Here is a 16,215-nt window from a genome sequence, read left to right on the forward strand (position 1 = left end):
AAATCGACAATATATTTTTTATAAAAAAGTAGATTCTGTCTTTTTTACAAAGAGTTAATTATCCGAAAATTATAAACTAAAAAACCCGACAGCTTTTTAAAAACTGTCGGGCTCAATTATTTTAATTGTCCTAAAATTTAAGAAGCAATCTCCAATCTTTTTAATAAGTTTTTGTTCAAAGCTTCTTTAGCATAATCTAAGTCAATTTCCAAAGTTGTTTCATCCGTACTTGGCAATTCATACATCGCATCGGTTAAGATAGCTTCACAAAGTGAACGCAATCCACGGGCTCCTAATTTATATTCCAATGCTTTATCAACAATAAAGTCCAAAGCATCATTTGAAATACTAAATTCAACCTCATCCATCAAAAACAATTTCTCATATTGCTTAATCAAAGCGTTTTTAGGCTCAGTTAAGATAGATTTTAAAGTTTCTCTGTCCAAAGGATCCATGTGCGTCAACACTGGTAAACGACCAATAATTTCAGGAATTAAACCAAAATCTTTGATGTCTTTCGGAATAATATATTGCAACAAATTTTCTTTGTCTATATTATCTTCATTTTTAGAAGTTGAATAACCCACTGCCTGACGATTCAATCGTTTCGAAATAATTCTTTCGATTCCATCAAAAGCTCCTCCGGCAATAAACAGAATGTTTTGGGTATTTACCTCTACAAATTTTTGATCCGGATGCTTACGTCCTCCTTTTGGTGGTACGTTCACCACCGTTCCTTCTAATAATTTCAATAAAGCCTGTTGCACTCCTTCACCCGAAACGTCACGAGTTATAGATGGATTATCGCTCTTACGGGCAATTTTATCTATTTCGTCAATAAATACGATTCCGCGTTCGGCTTTTGCCACATCATAATCAGCTGCCTGTAAAAGACGTGTCAAAATGGTTTCGACATCTTCTCCTACATAACCTGCTTCAGTTAAAACCGTTGCATCCACAATAGCCAAAGGAACATCTAACATTTTTGCAATCGTTTTGGCTACTAATGTTTTTCCGGTTCCGGTTTGTCCCACCATGATGATGTTACTTTTTTCAATCTCCACTTCATCTTCCAATTGTTGTTGCATCAAACGTTTGTAGTGATTGTACACCGCCACCGACATTACTTTTTTAGTCTGGTCTTGCCCGATTACATATTCATCTAAGAAAGCTCTGATTTCTTTTGGTTTTTGCAAAATCAAATCACCAATTAATTTCGAACTCCCGCTCGATTTCAATTCTTCCAGAACAATTCCGTGAGCCTGTTCGATACATCTGTCGCAAATATGCGCATTAATTCCGGCAATCAACAAATTGGTTTCCGGCTTTTTCCTTCCACAAAACGAACACTCTAATACTTCTTTTGCCATTTTTTATAGTTAGAAGATGGAAGTTAGAAGATGGAAGTTAGGAGTACTCCCAACTTCCATCTTCTAACTTCCATCTAAATTATCTTATTAAAACTTCATCAATCATTCCGTACTGTTTTGCTTCTTCAGCAATCATCCAGTAATCACGCTCACTATCAGCATATACTTTATCAAATTCTTGTCCTGAATGATGCGAAATAATTCTATATAACTCATCTTTCAGTTTCAACATTTCACGTAAGTTGATTTCCATATCCGAAGCCACCCCCTGTGCTCCTCCTGATGGTTGGTGAATCATTACTCTTGAATGCGGTAAAGCCGAACGTTTTCCAGCAGCTCCTGCACATAATAAAACCGCTCCCATTGAAGCTGCCATACCTGTACAGATAGTTGCCACATCTGGCTTGATGTATTGCATGGTATCATAAATTCCTAATCCTGCATACACGCTACCTCCTGGCGAATTCAAATAAATTTGGATATCCTTAGAAGCATCAGCACTTTCTAAGAATAATAATTGTGCCTGAACAATATTTGCAATCTGATCGTCAATTCCTGTTCCCAAGAAGATAATTCTGTCCATCATCAATCTTGAGAAAACATCCAATTGCGAAATATTCAACTGACGTTCTTCAATGATATACGGAGTCATATTTGTTGGCGTCATAGCATTTACGATTTTATCGTAATACATCGCGTTTACTCCCTGGTGCTTAGTAGCAAATTTTTTAAATTCCTTACCGTAGTTCATATTTTTATTAATTATGAGTTATAGTTGTTTTTTGTATTCATCAAAGGTTATACCTCTTTGAAAACAATGCCATTCTGTCTTATAAAACCCAAAAAGCATTTAAAACAAAGAGCGCCAAAAGAAACTTCTGACGCTCAAATATAACTATTTTTTTAACTTTTGGCTAATGCCAACCGCTATTCCAGAAATTATTTATTCTCCGTAAGAAGCAGCAATAAATTCTTCGTAAGTCACTTCTTTAGTCGTTGGATTTGCTTTTTCTTTAAACAATTCCAATAATTTCTCAGCAACTACCTGATCAGAAAGTCTTTTCACTTCATCCTGGTTAGATAAAACTCTGGCAACAATTCCATCTACTTCTTCGTCAGTTGGATTTGTCTGACCAAATTGCGCCATTTGAATTCTGATATTTTTAGCTGTGAAAGCTTTTAAATCTTCAAAAGTGATTTTGATATCGTTTTGAGCCAAAGCTTTTCCTTCGATTAATTGGAAACGCAATCCTTTTTCAGAACGAGCGTATTCAACCTCAGCCTCTTCAGCAGTTAATTTTTTCTCACCTACAGTTTGCAACCATTTTTTCAAGAATTCAGCCGGTAAATCGAATTTTGTGTTTTCGATTAAGAACTCCGTTACATCCCCTAATAATTTTTGGTCAGCTTGTTGCGCAAATTGAGACTCAGCATCTTCTTTAATTTTTCCTTTCAATTCTTCTAAAGAAGCAACTTTTCCTTCTCCGAATAATTTATCGAATAATTCCTGGTTTAATTCAGCTGGTTCAGAAACAGTAATCGCTTCGATTGTAAAATCAACATCAACAGCTAAAGTATGAACCACATCATGACTTACTTTTAAGAAATCCATTAATTGGTGATCGTCTTCAAATAAACCTTGAGTGTTTACAGTAACCACATCACCTACTTTTTTACCGATGAATTTATCAGCAGTAGCTTTATCTTTAAAAACAGACAAAGAAATAGTAGTTGTATTACCAATTCCTTCTGCTTCGTTAGTAAAAATACCTTTTAAATCAGCACCTTCAACTACAGTTTCCTGAGGGATTGCAGTTCCAAATTGTTTTTGAATACGCTCTACCTGTCCGTCGATTAATTTATCGTCAGCAGTAACTACATATTTCACGATATCGTTTTTAGCATCTAAATCTAATTCGAAGTTTGGCACTAAACCAATTTCATATTCGAATACTAATTCTTCAGCATCCCAGTCTAAATTTTCGTTTTCTTTAAGAAGTGGAGTACCTAAAAGGTTCAGTCTTTCTGATTGGATATAACGCTCTAAAGCTAAGTCAACTACTTTCTTAACTTCTTCTTTCTTAATCCCTTTTCCGTATTGTTTTTCAACAAGGTCTTTTGGCACTTGTCCTTTTCTAAAACCTTTTACTTGTGCCAATGGCATTTTTTCGTTAAGTCTTTTGGCTACCTGACCTTTGTAATCCATGTGAACAACTGTCATTACAATTGTTTCATTTACAGCATCTATCGCTACTCTTTTAATATCCATCTTCTTCTTTAATTTACGTAATAAAATTGGACGGCAAAATTATAAAATTTTTACAAGTTCACCAAGCTTTTTAATACGGAACCTTCGGTATTGAAAACAAGAGTGTTATTTACGGAAAAATCAACTTACAAAATGGTTTTAAAAACATTCTGGTTTACTGAATTTCTTTCCAAAAATCATCCTTCGAAAAAATATTTTTCAAAGTATATTTTGCCGCTGCTGCTTTAGTTAATTGATGCGACCAAGAAACTCTTTTATTGACTTTCGCCCCTTTTCCTTTGTTGTTATATTCGGCATAAAAAGCAGTTTTCGTTTTATCCGGAAAACGCTCGTCTTTCCAGGGATTCCAGCCTTCCGGCAAAATATGCTTTCCTAAATTACAATTCATAAAAACCGTTTTCGCATAAGGTCGCCACGGACGTCCTAAGAAAACTTTCGTCACAGCAGCATCCGCCGTCAATTTGCAATTCATAAACACATAACCAAACTCCAGATTTTCAGGAGTAGAAGCCGCTGTGATATACGAATCTTTCGTAGAATTAATCACACAATTTTCAAAAACAGCCACCGCCGAACCAAAAATAAAATCGGTCGTTCCTTCGATATAACAATTTTCATAATATTGATAATAACCGTCTCCATCGGTCAACAAAGTATCCTGACAACCTAAAATCTTAGCATTTTGAATTACAAAACGATTTCCTTTGGCACATAAAGAAACGGCCTGCCCTTGATTGCAGGAGGAATTTTGGATAGTTATATTCGAAATTTTAACATCATCGGCGCGAACTAAAAGAGTATAGGAATCAGAAGTTCCAAAATTTCGTTTCGAATTCGGATTGGGTTTTCCGGAATAATCATCATTAGTAATAATCGTTTTTTCTTTATTTTCTCCTTTCAATTGCAATCCTTTTTTTGAAGACGGAATCACTAATTTCTCTTTATAAATTCCGTTTTTAATAAAAATTAAAACAGCTTCAGTATCCGTATTTGCCGCTTCAATGGCCTCACCAATGGTTTTAAAATCTCCGTTTCCATCCTGAGCGACAGTTATTTTTAATTGGTTTTGAGCATAAATTGAATTCAAAAACACCAAACACAATATCATTAAAATTTTCTTCATAACCCGATTCTAAAATTTTAGATTAAACACTAATAATCCTCAAAAATACAGAAAAAAACCGGTTTTTAGTAATCGATTACAATCCGCATAAAGACTTAATTATTATAAAAAAAGTCGAAACATTACATTGTAACATCCCGACTCTTTTTATACAAAATGATATTTATTTCAACTCAAGCGCTGGCAAAGCTTCAATTTCCTTTTTACTTAAAACCAAATCCCGAATTTTACTTCCTTTAAGATTTCTTAACTCTTCAGCCGCAGTTTCGGCCACCGCATTAGCTCCCGCTCTACCGGTATGGGTGTGATCTTTCGGGAAAAATTCTTTTACTTTTTCCTGCCCTAAAGCCTCATATTTTTGAGCCACTTTATCACTCAAATCAATATAATCTGCTTTTTCCTCAGCAGCCACTTCCTGAGCCCATTCCACATAAGTTTCTTTTCTTTGCTCTACTTTTCCATTAGGCCATTCATTTCTTGGCGTTAAGCTCATCACAATAGGAGTAGCTCCTTTTTCTCTGGCTTCGCGAATGTATTTTTTCATGTACCATCCAAAAGTATGCACCGTTTCCATAATACTGTCGGCACGATTTACTTGTTGTGTTTCCTCACCAATACCATTAATAGAACCTCTGAATTTTTCGCTGTCAATTTTTCCGGCATCATTGTGTCCAAATTGAATAATAACAAAGTCTCCCGGTTGAATTTCACTTTTAGTTTTATCCCAAAGTCCTTCGTAATCAAAAGTTCTGCTACTTCTTCCTCCTCGGGCTTTATTGATAATTTCCACACGGGTTGTATCAAAATAGCGAGGCACCATAGTTCCCCAACCTACTGCATTTTCATTGTTATTATTCGCCATAGTCGAATCGCCAATTAAGAAAACATTAATTTTTCTAGGCAATTTAATCACCGGATTTTCTACGATATAATTTTTCAAAGGATTAGTCGAAACTTTTAAACCATCAATAATACAGGAAGCAGCCAAAACAGCTCCTTTCGCAGAAGGGTGTGTATGGTCTTTTTGATAAAAATAATTACCGGTTACCTTAGCCTCTCCTATTTGCTCCAGTTTTTTAGCCATTCTGTCGTTCAAATCGATGAAAGTTACTTTTTCCTGGTCGGCAATTTGTTTCGCCCATAATCCATAAGAAGTGTTGTTCCTAGGTAGTTTTCCGTCTTTCCAAGTATTTCTTGGAATAGGCGACATCACCACAGGAATCGCCCCTTTTTCTTTGGCTTCTTTTACTACTTTACGAATATACCAACCATACGTATGCACTACCTCATGCTTTTTAGTAATCATATTATCAATTTCTTCTGTCTTATCCGAAATTCCTTTGATAGTTCCTCTTGCTCTGATGGTATCATTCAAAGGACCATCATCATTATGCCCCCATTGAATTAATACATAATCGCCTTTTTTCAATTTTTTATACACGGCATCCCACAAACCTAAGTTTTGATAGGTTCTTGAACTGGTACCTCCCAAGGCATGATTTTCAATTCGCACCTTAGTTGTATCTAAAAACTGACCGATATAATCGCCCCAACCCCAAAGACCTCCTGTACCATCGCCACGACCGTTTTTAACAGTTGAATCTCCTACGGTATAAATTGTAATTTTTTGTTGTGCTTCTGCCTGCCATTGCACTAAAAACAGTGCTATAAAAGCCAGAAACATGAATTTGGTTATTCTCATTTTAGTTCTACTTTTTATTTATTGAATTTTTAAATTGCTATTGCATTATGTTATTTTTCAACTCTGAAATCAAACCAAATATTCATTTGAATTCCCTCATCGCCACTCTTAATTCGGATACTTGCCGGCTGACTGTGTGGCCCATGATGTTCGATTGGTTTAAACGAACGCATAGCGGGAATTTCATACATAAACGAGATATTTCCTTCCGGGAATCTAGGTTGTGGATACGCCCCTTCAAAAGCATTTTTAGGCAAATCTGGTGTAAACAATCTTAAGAATACTTTTTCGGAAGTTGAAAACATTTTGAAACTATTATTACCTTTTGCTTTTAATGAAGCCGCATACATATTAGCATGATAGCCTTTAAATTCTGGTAAAATCATATTTTCAAAACTTTCTCCCGGAATCGTCTGATTGTATTCTTTTTCCCAAATTCCGGTTGTGGTTCCTTTAATTCTGTTTTTCCAAACGTGATAAGGACCATTACCCAGCCATTTGATACTTTCCACTCCTTCTTCAGGAAAATCAAAAGTAATACCAAAAGCATCTACTTTATCCTGAAAAAATGCTCCGTCAAAACCATTATTAGCTCCGGCGTCCTTAAGTGCCAGCATTTCCATTTTCAAACGACCATCGGCTGTGAGTGTCCATTTGATTTTTTTGATACCTCCCACATAATTCACCGTACAAACAGCAACCCCATTTTCTATAGCTGATTGCACATCCTTAACCTCGGCTTTCATACCAATTGGAGTAGGTCCATTTGTCAAAGGCACAATTCCGTTTTTATTCGAAACCGAAATAATTTTTCCTGTCTTTTTATCTAATGAAAGCTGTACATCTTTACTAATTAATACAACAGAAGCTACTTCGTCTTTTATTGAAACTTTCGCTTTGGTTTCTTTTTTCAACAAAAATTTCTCCGCGAAATAATCTCCTTTGTGAATTGGCCAGGACCAGGTATAAATTTCTCTACCATAAGGATCATGAGCGGTAATTTCAACCCAATCCCCTTCAAAAAAATTGGCATTTACAGGAATTTTAATTTTTGAAGTTTCACCCGGTTCAATACTTGGTATTTCCATTTTTCCTTTATCCAGAACTGAAATTGAATTGTTTCCATAAAAAGCATTTTTATCCCCTTTGACCACTTTGTATTCCATCGTACAACTATTCAAATTAGTATAAATATAGCTATTACTAATTAAAAATGCTCCATCAAATTTTGAAGTAATACTTAAAGGTGCAAACTGAATTGGCGCCCAAATTTCCTTAATCGCAAAGAAACTCCCTTCTTTTTCACGGTGAGGTCCTAAAACTCCATCAGCTGCCAAAGAACCTTTGGAATCAAATTGCTCTTTTCCCGTCCAATCGACTCTTTTTACGGCTTCATCACAAAAAACCCAGATAAAACCTCCGGCAAACAAAGGACTTTCTTTAAAATGATTCCAAAAATCTTCCAATCCGGCACCTCCTCCGTTGTCATAAGTCGCGTGCATAAATTCCGTAGGGAAAAATACATTTTCACCATTTACAAAGCGGTGAATTCCGGTTTGATAGGCCGGATAATGATGTGCATCCCAACCGTCAAAATCAGACCATGGATGGATTACAATCCGTTTTTGTGGATCTAAGTCTCTAAAAATCCCATCCACTTTGTAATTCCAACCACCTTCGTTTCCGTTATCCCAAATAATAACCGACGGATGATTCACATCGCGTGTCACCATTTCTTTTACCAATTTAGTTCCTGTCTCTGTATCATAGGAATTTTGCCAGCCGGCTAATTCGTCCAACACAAAAATCCCCAAGGAATCACAAACCTGTAAAAAATGACTATCTGCCGGATAATGCCCACGAACTGCATTCATATTCATATCTTTCACCAGATTCACATCCATGATACTCAAACGCTTGCTGGTACTTCTTCCGGATTCCGGCCAGATTTCATGACGGTTAATTCCTTTCATGATAATCTTTTTGCCATTGACATAAATTCCGTCCTTTTTGATAAACTCCAAAGTTCTGAAACCTATGCGTTCAGTTACACTATGAATAGTTTTTCCATTTTGCACCAATTCTAATTTTAAATGATACAAATTAGGCGACTCCGGACTCCAGGGTTTAATATTTGAAAACTGAGTACTGATATTCTTTTTCTGTTCTTTGGCATTGACATCAAAAGAATGTCTCCCAAGAACTTTATCGCTTCCATCAGCAGTAATCGAAGCAACGATAGTGCCTTTTTGTGAAATATTCTGTAAATCCAGAACCGCATTCAAGGTTCCATCCATTTTGGCATCAACCGCAATATGAGATATATTTTCTGATGGTACAATTTCCAACCAAACCGGACGATAAATTCCGCCAAAAAGCCACCAGTCAGCCTTTCTTTCGGCAGCATTTACTGAATTATTGGCTGAATGTTTCGAAACATGCGCTTCCAAAACATTCGTACCACCATAATTCAACAAAGATGAAATGTCGTATTTGAATTCGTAAAAACCACCCTGATGAATTGGCCCGGCTGATTTTCCGTTGATTTTAACTTCGGTATCTGTCATGGCGGCACCAAAGACAATATAAATCGTTTTGCCTTTATCGGCAGCATCTATCTTAAATTCGTGCTTATAAAACCCCTCTTCTTTACTTGGTTCTTTTTGATTTAACTCCTTGTACCAGCGACCATAAGTATATTCGCCAAAACCTTGTAATTCCCAGTTGGAAGGCACATTGATTTTGGACCATTGCTTACTGTTAGCACCTCCGGTACACATAAAATCCCATTGTACGGGATGTTCAAAATCTTTTCCGGAGAGAAGAACTTTTTTAGTTTCCTGCGCCATTCCATTTATTCCGCACAAAAAAGGGAAACACAAGGCAAGAGCCGCAGGTATTGATTTTTTAAAAAACATAATTTTTTGATTATTTAAGAATTAATTTCCGTCCGGTTTTACAATTTCAAAACGATTGCTCATTGGCAAGATCCAGTTGGCAAAAGCATTTGGATGATTCGGATTATACAGAGGCGTATCTTTTTTAATGAATTGTACTAATGGACTATTTAGATCACGAAGTCCTTTCAATACACAAAGCGCAATTTCATTGGCTCCAAAAGAATTAAAATGAGTATTATCTTCCAACTTTTCTTTCTGTCCCGGAAAAGTATTTGCCGGATATTGAACAAAAGCTTTTCGCGAAAGTTCGTCACCCCAACTTTCATATAATGTTGTTGTTAATTGGGTAAGATCAACTAGAGGAACATTCATTTCCTGGGCTACTTTTCGCATCGCATCAGGATAATCGCCATGGGTAGATTTCAACGTTCCGTCTTCGTTAAAAGCCCGTCTTTGCACTGGTGTGATTAAAATTGGGAAAGCACCTTTGTCTCTGGCAGCCTGCACAAATTCGCGCAATGAAGCCGAATACGATTCCCAGGGTCCTATCCCCTCTCCTTTTTCTTTTTCATCATTATGAGCATATTCGACAATTAAATAATCCCCGGGTTTAATTACAGATAAGACTTTTTTCAATCGTAAAGCCGCTTTGAACGAACGCAATGTCCCTCCCGAAACCGCATAATTGGCTACGGCTACATTTTCATCAAAATAATTAGTTATAAACTGCCCCCAGGAAGCCCAAGGCTCTAAATCCTGATCGGTAACTGTTGAATCTCCCGCCAAATAAATTGTTTTAACATCAATTGGAGTGATTTCAATACTCTGAATAGCTGTAGAACCTAAAAATTCCAAAGTCAATTTATCATCCCAATTGAGCTGACCTAAATCACGGTCTTTTAATTTGATTTCCGAATCAGCGTCTATCTTAGGCGTGCGGACATTAACAGTAAAGGTTTGGGTAAGTGTTTCTCCCTTTTTTAGCAAAAGCTGATTGACAAGCAGTCTTCGGGATTCGGCTTTAATAGTGGTGTTTGTATTTTTTTCTTTACTACCAAGAGTTACCGAAACCTGATAATTTCCTTCGGCTAATTGCACCGAAAAATAAGTAGGTTTATTAACTACAAAAGAATTCGAATTCACTTTCACATTACTTTCTGTATCAAAATCGAAACCATAAGTTGTTTTAGAATCAAATACCAAAGCCTGCGTAACGCAAACTCCTTTTTTCTTCTTTTTGGTTTTAGTACCAAAGAAAAAAGTTTTCTTTTTTTCGGAAATCACCGTTTTAGAATCAGTTGTACTCCCTTCATAAATCACCGATTCATGCCCCGAAGCAAATAACTTCGCAGTAAAAGAAAAAACTATTAAAAAGTTCAAAAACAGCAGATACTTGTTTTTTGTAGTCATAATGAGTTTTAAAATTAAAAATGCGGACTAAACTATGATTTTAATCGAAATTTAGTATCCTGTACTGTTAGGTAAGTCAGCAAAAAACTCTCCACTTTCCCAAAAAAATATTTTAAATTTTTCAAAAAAAAACTTAGCAACATCTTTCAAAGCATCCTTTTTAAAAATTAAAAAAACCTTGTAAATAAAATGATTTACAAGGTTTTTCTATTTTTTTCTAAAAAAAACTAAATCGAATTTCTATCAATAAAATTGAATGGATTTTTAATCTTTCCGGATGCTTTATTCAAAATCATATTAGCGGCAGTTACTCCCATCATTTTAAAATCGGTGGAGATTACGGTAATTCCAAGTAATTCTTTCAACGGTGTATCATTATACGAAATCACCCCAATTTCCCTTCCTAATTCAAAATCCTTATCACGGATCTGTTTCACTAAACTCACCAAATCCGATTCTTCTATCGTGATAAACAAATCGCCTTTTTTCAAAACGATATCATCATAAACCTCTCTGAGAACCTCATATTCCATCCCTGAATCCACGCAAAAACGCTTGAAACCGTTCAAAATTCTTCTTGGATAAGGATAAACCGAACTTTCAGGATAAATTAATATCAGTTTATTATATCTTGAAATTTTTTCAATACCCTGCTTTAAAGCACCGTAAATATCATTTTCATAATCCTGACAAACTTCAATTTCAGAATCTTCAATCCCTTTATTATTATCCAAGATTACCAATTTATCTTTTGGAATCTTATTGATAGCCTGTAAAACGCCTTCTCCTGAACTAAAATGAGTTAAATTATCCGTCTTAAAATGAGGCATAATTACATAATAATCATAAGCCCCTAAATACTTATCAATCAGATTTAAAAAAAGTGTTTGGTCGCAATGATAAATATGTAAATCTGTTTGAGAATTTCCTCCAATAGTATTGATAAAGGAATTATAAATTCTCATTTTATAAGAACTCAACTTATTTACTAAAAAAAGTACATTGACTTTAGAAATCAATTTGGTTCGCGTAACATAATAACCTTTTCCTCTGATAGGCGTAATTATTTTTCGCTTCTTTAAAATGTTATAGGCTTTTTCAACAGTATCTCTCGAAAGATAAAACTCTTCGCTGAGCATGTTAATAGACGGTAGTTTTTGATCTATTTGCAATTTGCCTGTAGCGATACTCTCAATTATAGAATCTACTATTTGTTTGTATTTTGGAATCCTGGAATTTTCACTCAAACTCATTGTAAATGAAACCCCTTCATCAACCATTTCTTTAGTCAAAAACTTTTCCATCTCACTGTAAATTTAATTGCTCCGCTTCCTTTAAATCCTTCTGCTACTCCATAAAAGTAAACAATATTCTCTAATAAAAATAATGTAATCGATTACCAAAAGTATAAATATTTTTATAATAAAAGACCAAAAAAGAAAAAATAAAACAAAACTCATTAATTTTCACCAAAAAACATATCATAAATGCAAAAACCAGACTGATTTAGTAAAAACTCATCAATCTGGTTTTAAAATAATTAAAGGATTATTTCAAAAAATATTTTCTTTTAATTTCATAATTGTACTTGACTTTTCTTTCCATAAAAATACCCTCAATAGTGTTAAACTTTTTGAGGGTATTGTACTTTGATTTTAAAAGAATTCGCTATTCTTTAATGATAGCTTTGATTGTGTAATATTGTCCATTTCTAACATGTAAAAAATAGATTCCTCGGTATAAATTACTCACCGATATCAATTGCATTGTATCCATTAAAGGTTCTGATTTCACTTTTCTTGATAAAACATCATAGAGTGCAAGTTCTGCTCCATCATAAACCTTATCCACTTTAACAGTTAGAAGCGTAGCAACCGGATTAGGGAAAACCGCAACATTTTCAGTGATACTATTAGCTGGATTATTATTGCAGCTTCCTAATTTGTCACCATGATTCAAATGAGCCTGAACTGCACTTGAACTGATACAAGTTTCCTGACCATTATGGCAAACCATAACTTTATCTCCTGAGTTTCCACATTGTACATCTATTGCACTAACATCAATAGAAGCTGAAGTTTGACAGCCCTTAGCATCTGTTATTATTACAGTATAACTTCCTGCTTGGGATACTGTTATGGCCTGATCCCTTTGATTAGTACTCCATGCATATGAATAAGGTGCTGTTCCGCCTGCTGGCGTCGCTTTTATATTTAAAAAACCAGCTCCATAACCTACATAAATGGTGTTTTTCTGCTGTGTATTGTTAACAGCATACACATCAGGAATTGAAGCTGTCAGCTGAATAGTATTAGTATCATCACAATCATCATTGTTTTCTACACCGCAGGCTACAGTTGGACCTGCGCCAAGACCATCGCCATCATTATCTGCATATAATAATTTATTATCGTCACAATCCGCATTATTTGTTGTATATCCTTCCGGCGCTACTGATGAACACAACATTACTATTTCTGTTGATCCAAATCCATCATGATCAGCATCAACATAATACAAAATTGGCTCGTGAACAGCATCATCATTATCATTACAATCATTGATTTTGGAATAACCATCATTATCATCGTCTATCTGACTATCTGAACAACCAGAAGCATTAACAGTTTCTCCTGTTGGCGTATTCGGACATAAATCCAAATCATCAGACACTCCATCTTTATCGGTATCTATTACATTAAAAGTAGAAGACAAATCCCCTTCTAAACTGATATAATCATACATCACATGATTCCCCCAATAAGAAGTAGAAGGCATAATTAACGTAATGGTATTTTTCCCTGCTTTTAATTTACTGTAAGGAACATCAAAAGTGGCTAATCCATATTTAGCATGATTCGATTGTCTCAAGAAAGCATTTCCTCCTCCATTGGGCGGATAATTAAGACTTGGAGTTATACGGCTTCCATTAACATAAATCCAGTTTTGCGCATGATCTGAACTTGCGTAAGCAATAGTTAATTTTGCATTTCCGGTTGCCGGAACAGTCCCTGTTAAAGTAAAATTAATGTTCCAATCCCATCTTTCAGTTGTTCCATCGGCTTTAAAATAACCCGATTGTACATAAGGAAGTACCGTACTCCAGTTTCTGTCTTCCACATTATATTCGATTGGATTAGTAAATGTACTGGCAAATTTATCCTGTACAAAACCTTCACAATAATCAAAATCACCAAACTTATATTCGGCAGCAGTTCTGTTTGGCACACCCACTTCAAAAACGATTTTGCCGTTTGCACGAGGAATTGTCCAGTTTACATTACCTAAATTGGTAGTACTCGCTGCAGTTATAACCACCGTTTCCTGACGGTATTCTCCCGTTGTTCCATCTTTATAAGCAAATAGCGTATAGGTTCCCGGACGTACATTCTTGATATTAAAATTTCCTGAAGCATCGGTTTTTACCCAATATTGATAATTTTTTTCTTCAAATTGCCAGTTCCCTCCCGAATCAGCACTCAACTGAGTCACTCCAATCCACGCATTACCTCCGTTTACTTCCGATTTCAACGGATCAGAAATCGAAAAATTCCCTGTAATATTACCTCGTCCGGCAGCCAATGGATATTCCGGAGTATTAGTTAACCAGGCAAAAGGCCATTCGGTTTCATCTTTTGCTGCCCTGGCTTTAGCATCATCCCAATTAGCCACTGCTGTGGATTTTTGATTGGCATATATTAAATAAGGACCGTATATTTTTGACCATTCTTCACCTTGAGGAATCACAAAACCTTTATCATTATAATGTACCCCATTCATACAGACATGGATAATTCCCGCTGCCGCATTCAAATCATGGTGCATTGGTCCTCCGTTAAAATATTCATGATTCGCCGTCACCGCCCAAATTCCTAAATTATTTTTATCAGAAGAATGACCATAGGCTTTTAAATCAATTAAATTTTCCGAAAACTCATATTTTCCATCATACTTTCCGGCCCGAACGCCTGAGGTAATTTTAATAATTTCAGCTATACCGGTTGCTTCCCAGCTATCTCCCGGCTGAGGCATATTCCAGGTTTTTAAATCCGTCACACAAATTTTGTCGGTAACTGCATTATTAATCCACATCACCTGTCTCCAGGAACCCAAATCAAAACTAGGATATTCAGCTTTATGTCTTAAAATCGAATAGGTATATAAACCTACATCGTCTTTTTTAAGCACATAATGAATCTCGACATCCACCGGAGTAGCATTGACTCCCGAAACATATGGCCGACTAAAAGCAACATCAATATAATCCGTCGTTTCTTCTTTGATTGAAAAAGCAGCACCACCCACCGTTTCAAATCCGGCTGAAGTGGTTAAATCGTAGTAAGTCCCTACACGTGTTGGATTAGCCGTATTAGTTTGTAATAATGTTTCTACTCCGTTAATTTTTAAAGATTGAATATTACTGGTTCCTTTTTGAATTTTAGTCTCAATTTTGCCATTTTTCAAAATAATATAGTTGGTAAATTCCTGAATCATTCTATTTGGATCCTGGGATATATTTACAGTAGTTCGGGTTCCGTTATAAACCACTGCTAATGATTGCCCGTTAGGACAGCTAATCTTTCCATTAAGAATATAATTTTCAAGTACTGATTTTTTGTCCCCTGTTACGATCAGTTGTCCAATTCCACTGATAAAAATATGACCATTCGTTCCAATATTTATGGCAGTCTTAACATCTACTGTTCCTCCGGTAATATTCAAATTCCCTGTTGGATTTGCTGTCCCGGTACCTACTTCCAGATAAGTATTGGCATAAAGAGTTCCCCCTGAAACATTTGCTGTACCACTACCTCCTGTACCATTACCAATATAAAGTGTATAATTACTATTAAAAGTTCCGGAATTCATATTCAAAATTCCTGTAGCTGCTTTACCTAAATAAGTGTATTTTCTACTATTTAAATAGGCTGAACCATTAATTGCAACAGTTCCATTTAAATTCGTTTCATTATTCGGGTAAAGTGTACCTGTTACAATAATATTCGCACCAACATTTGTGGTAAAAATTCCCGGACGTTTTGCTATAACATCATTTCCCGAATGTCCCACATTTATCGGATTGTATGGATTTCCTGCCCCAATAGTTAAATTAGCATAAGCTAAATTAGTAAAATTAATAGCAGGATTGTTCCAGTTGTTCACGTTGTAAAAATCGCTACTGACACCTCCGACCCAATTGTAAGTTTGAGCATTCGAGAAATAGGTAACTAAAAAAAATGAGACAGCGAAAAAAGCAAATCTCATTTTTACAAAAGTAAAGTTGTTCTTCATTATTTATGGTTTTTGGTTAGTTATTTCGATTTTACTTATACCATTTATCGATTTTAACACATTGTATTTTAAGTCAATATATTTAATGTATAAACAACACTTGTAAATCTTATTGCAATTAATAACAAAAAACCAACTCCTCTATCCTG

The 16,215-nt window shown here is 35.4% G+C and carries 9 protein-coding genes; all 9 read right to left on the bottom strand.

Annotation, left to right across the window (positions count from 1 at the left end):
• Positions 1-137: 137 nt before the first annotated feature.
• The 9 genes from clpX to H599_RS0101030 all read right to left on the bottom strand — a co-directional run bounded on the left by clpX (position 138) and on the right by H599_RS0101030 (position 16,066).
• The gene (gene clpX, locus H599_RS0100985; RefSeq protein WP_026712408.1) at positions 138-1,370 is read right to left on the bottom strand and encodes an ATP-dependent Clp protease ATP-binding subunit ClpX; all 1,233 of its coding nucleotides are present in this window, start codon (positions 1,368-1,370) and stop codon (positions 138-140) included.
• Positions 1,371-1,449: 79 nt separating this feature from the next.
• Positions 1,450-2,121 carry an ATP-dependent Clp endopeptidase proteolytic subunit ClpP gene (gene clpP, locus H599_RS0100990; protein ID WP_026712409.1) on the bottom strand — a complete coding sequence of 224 codons (672 nt, stop codon included), beginning with the start codon at positions 2,119-2,121 and terminating at the stop codon, positions 1,450-1,452.
• A 192-nt stretch (positions 2,122-2,313) separates the two neighbouring features.
• The gene (locus H599_RS0100995) at positions 2,314-3,639 is read right to left on the bottom strand and encodes a trigger factor (protein WP_026712410.1); all 1,326 of its coding nucleotides are present in this window, start codon (positions 3,637-3,639) and stop codon (positions 2,314-2,316) included.
• Between the two features lie 154 nt (positions 3,640-3,793).
• Positions 3,794-4,762 (bottom strand): pectinesterase family protein, encoded by a 969-nt coding sequence (locus H599_RS0101000; RefSeq protein ID WP_026712411.1) that lies wholly within the window; start codon positions 4,760-4,762, stop codon positions 3,794-3,796.
• A gap of 163 nt (positions 4,763-4,925) precedes the next feature.
• Positions 4,926-6,464, bottom strand: coding sequence for a rhamnogalacturonan acetylesterase (locus tag H599_RS0101005; protein WP_026712412.1), 1,539 nt, complete (start codon positions 6,462-6,464; stop codon positions 4,926-4,928).
• Positions 6,465-6,514: 50 nt separating this feature from the next.
• Positions 6,515-9,382: a glycoside hydrolase family 2 protein gene (locus H599_RS0101010; RefSeq protein ID WP_081810471.1), complete on the bottom strand. Its 2,868-nt coding sequence runs from the start codon at positions 9,380-9,382 to the stop codon at positions 6,515-6,517.
• 21 nt (positions 9,383-9,403) lie between these two features.
• Positions 9,404-10,774, bottom strand: coding sequence for a rhamnogalacturonan acetylesterase (locus tag H599_RS0101015; protein ID WP_081810472.1), 1,371 nt, complete (start codon positions 10,772-10,774; stop codon positions 9,404-9,406).
• Between the two features lie 227 nt (positions 10,775-11,001).
• Positions 11,002-12,027 carry a GntR family transcriptional regulator gene (locus tag H599_RS0101025; protein WP_394330974.1) on the bottom strand — a complete coding sequence of 342 codons (1,026 nt, stop codon included), beginning with the start codon at positions 12,025-12,027 and terminating at the stop codon, positions 11,002-11,004.
• A gap of 415 nt (positions 12,028-12,442) precedes the next feature.
• Positions 12,443-16,066, bottom strand: coding sequence for a polysaccharide lyase family protein (locus H599_RS0101030; RefSeq protein WP_081810473.1), 3,624 nt, complete (start codon positions 16,064-16,066; stop codon positions 12,443-12,445).
• Positions 16,067-16,215 lie beyond the last annotated feature (149 nt).

It is taken from the genome of Flavobacterium daejeonense DSM 17708, from assembly GCF_000425425.1.
Lineage (GTDB): Bacteria > Bacteroidota > Bacteroidia > Flavobacteriales > Flavobacteriaceae > Flavobacterium > Flavobacterium daejeonense.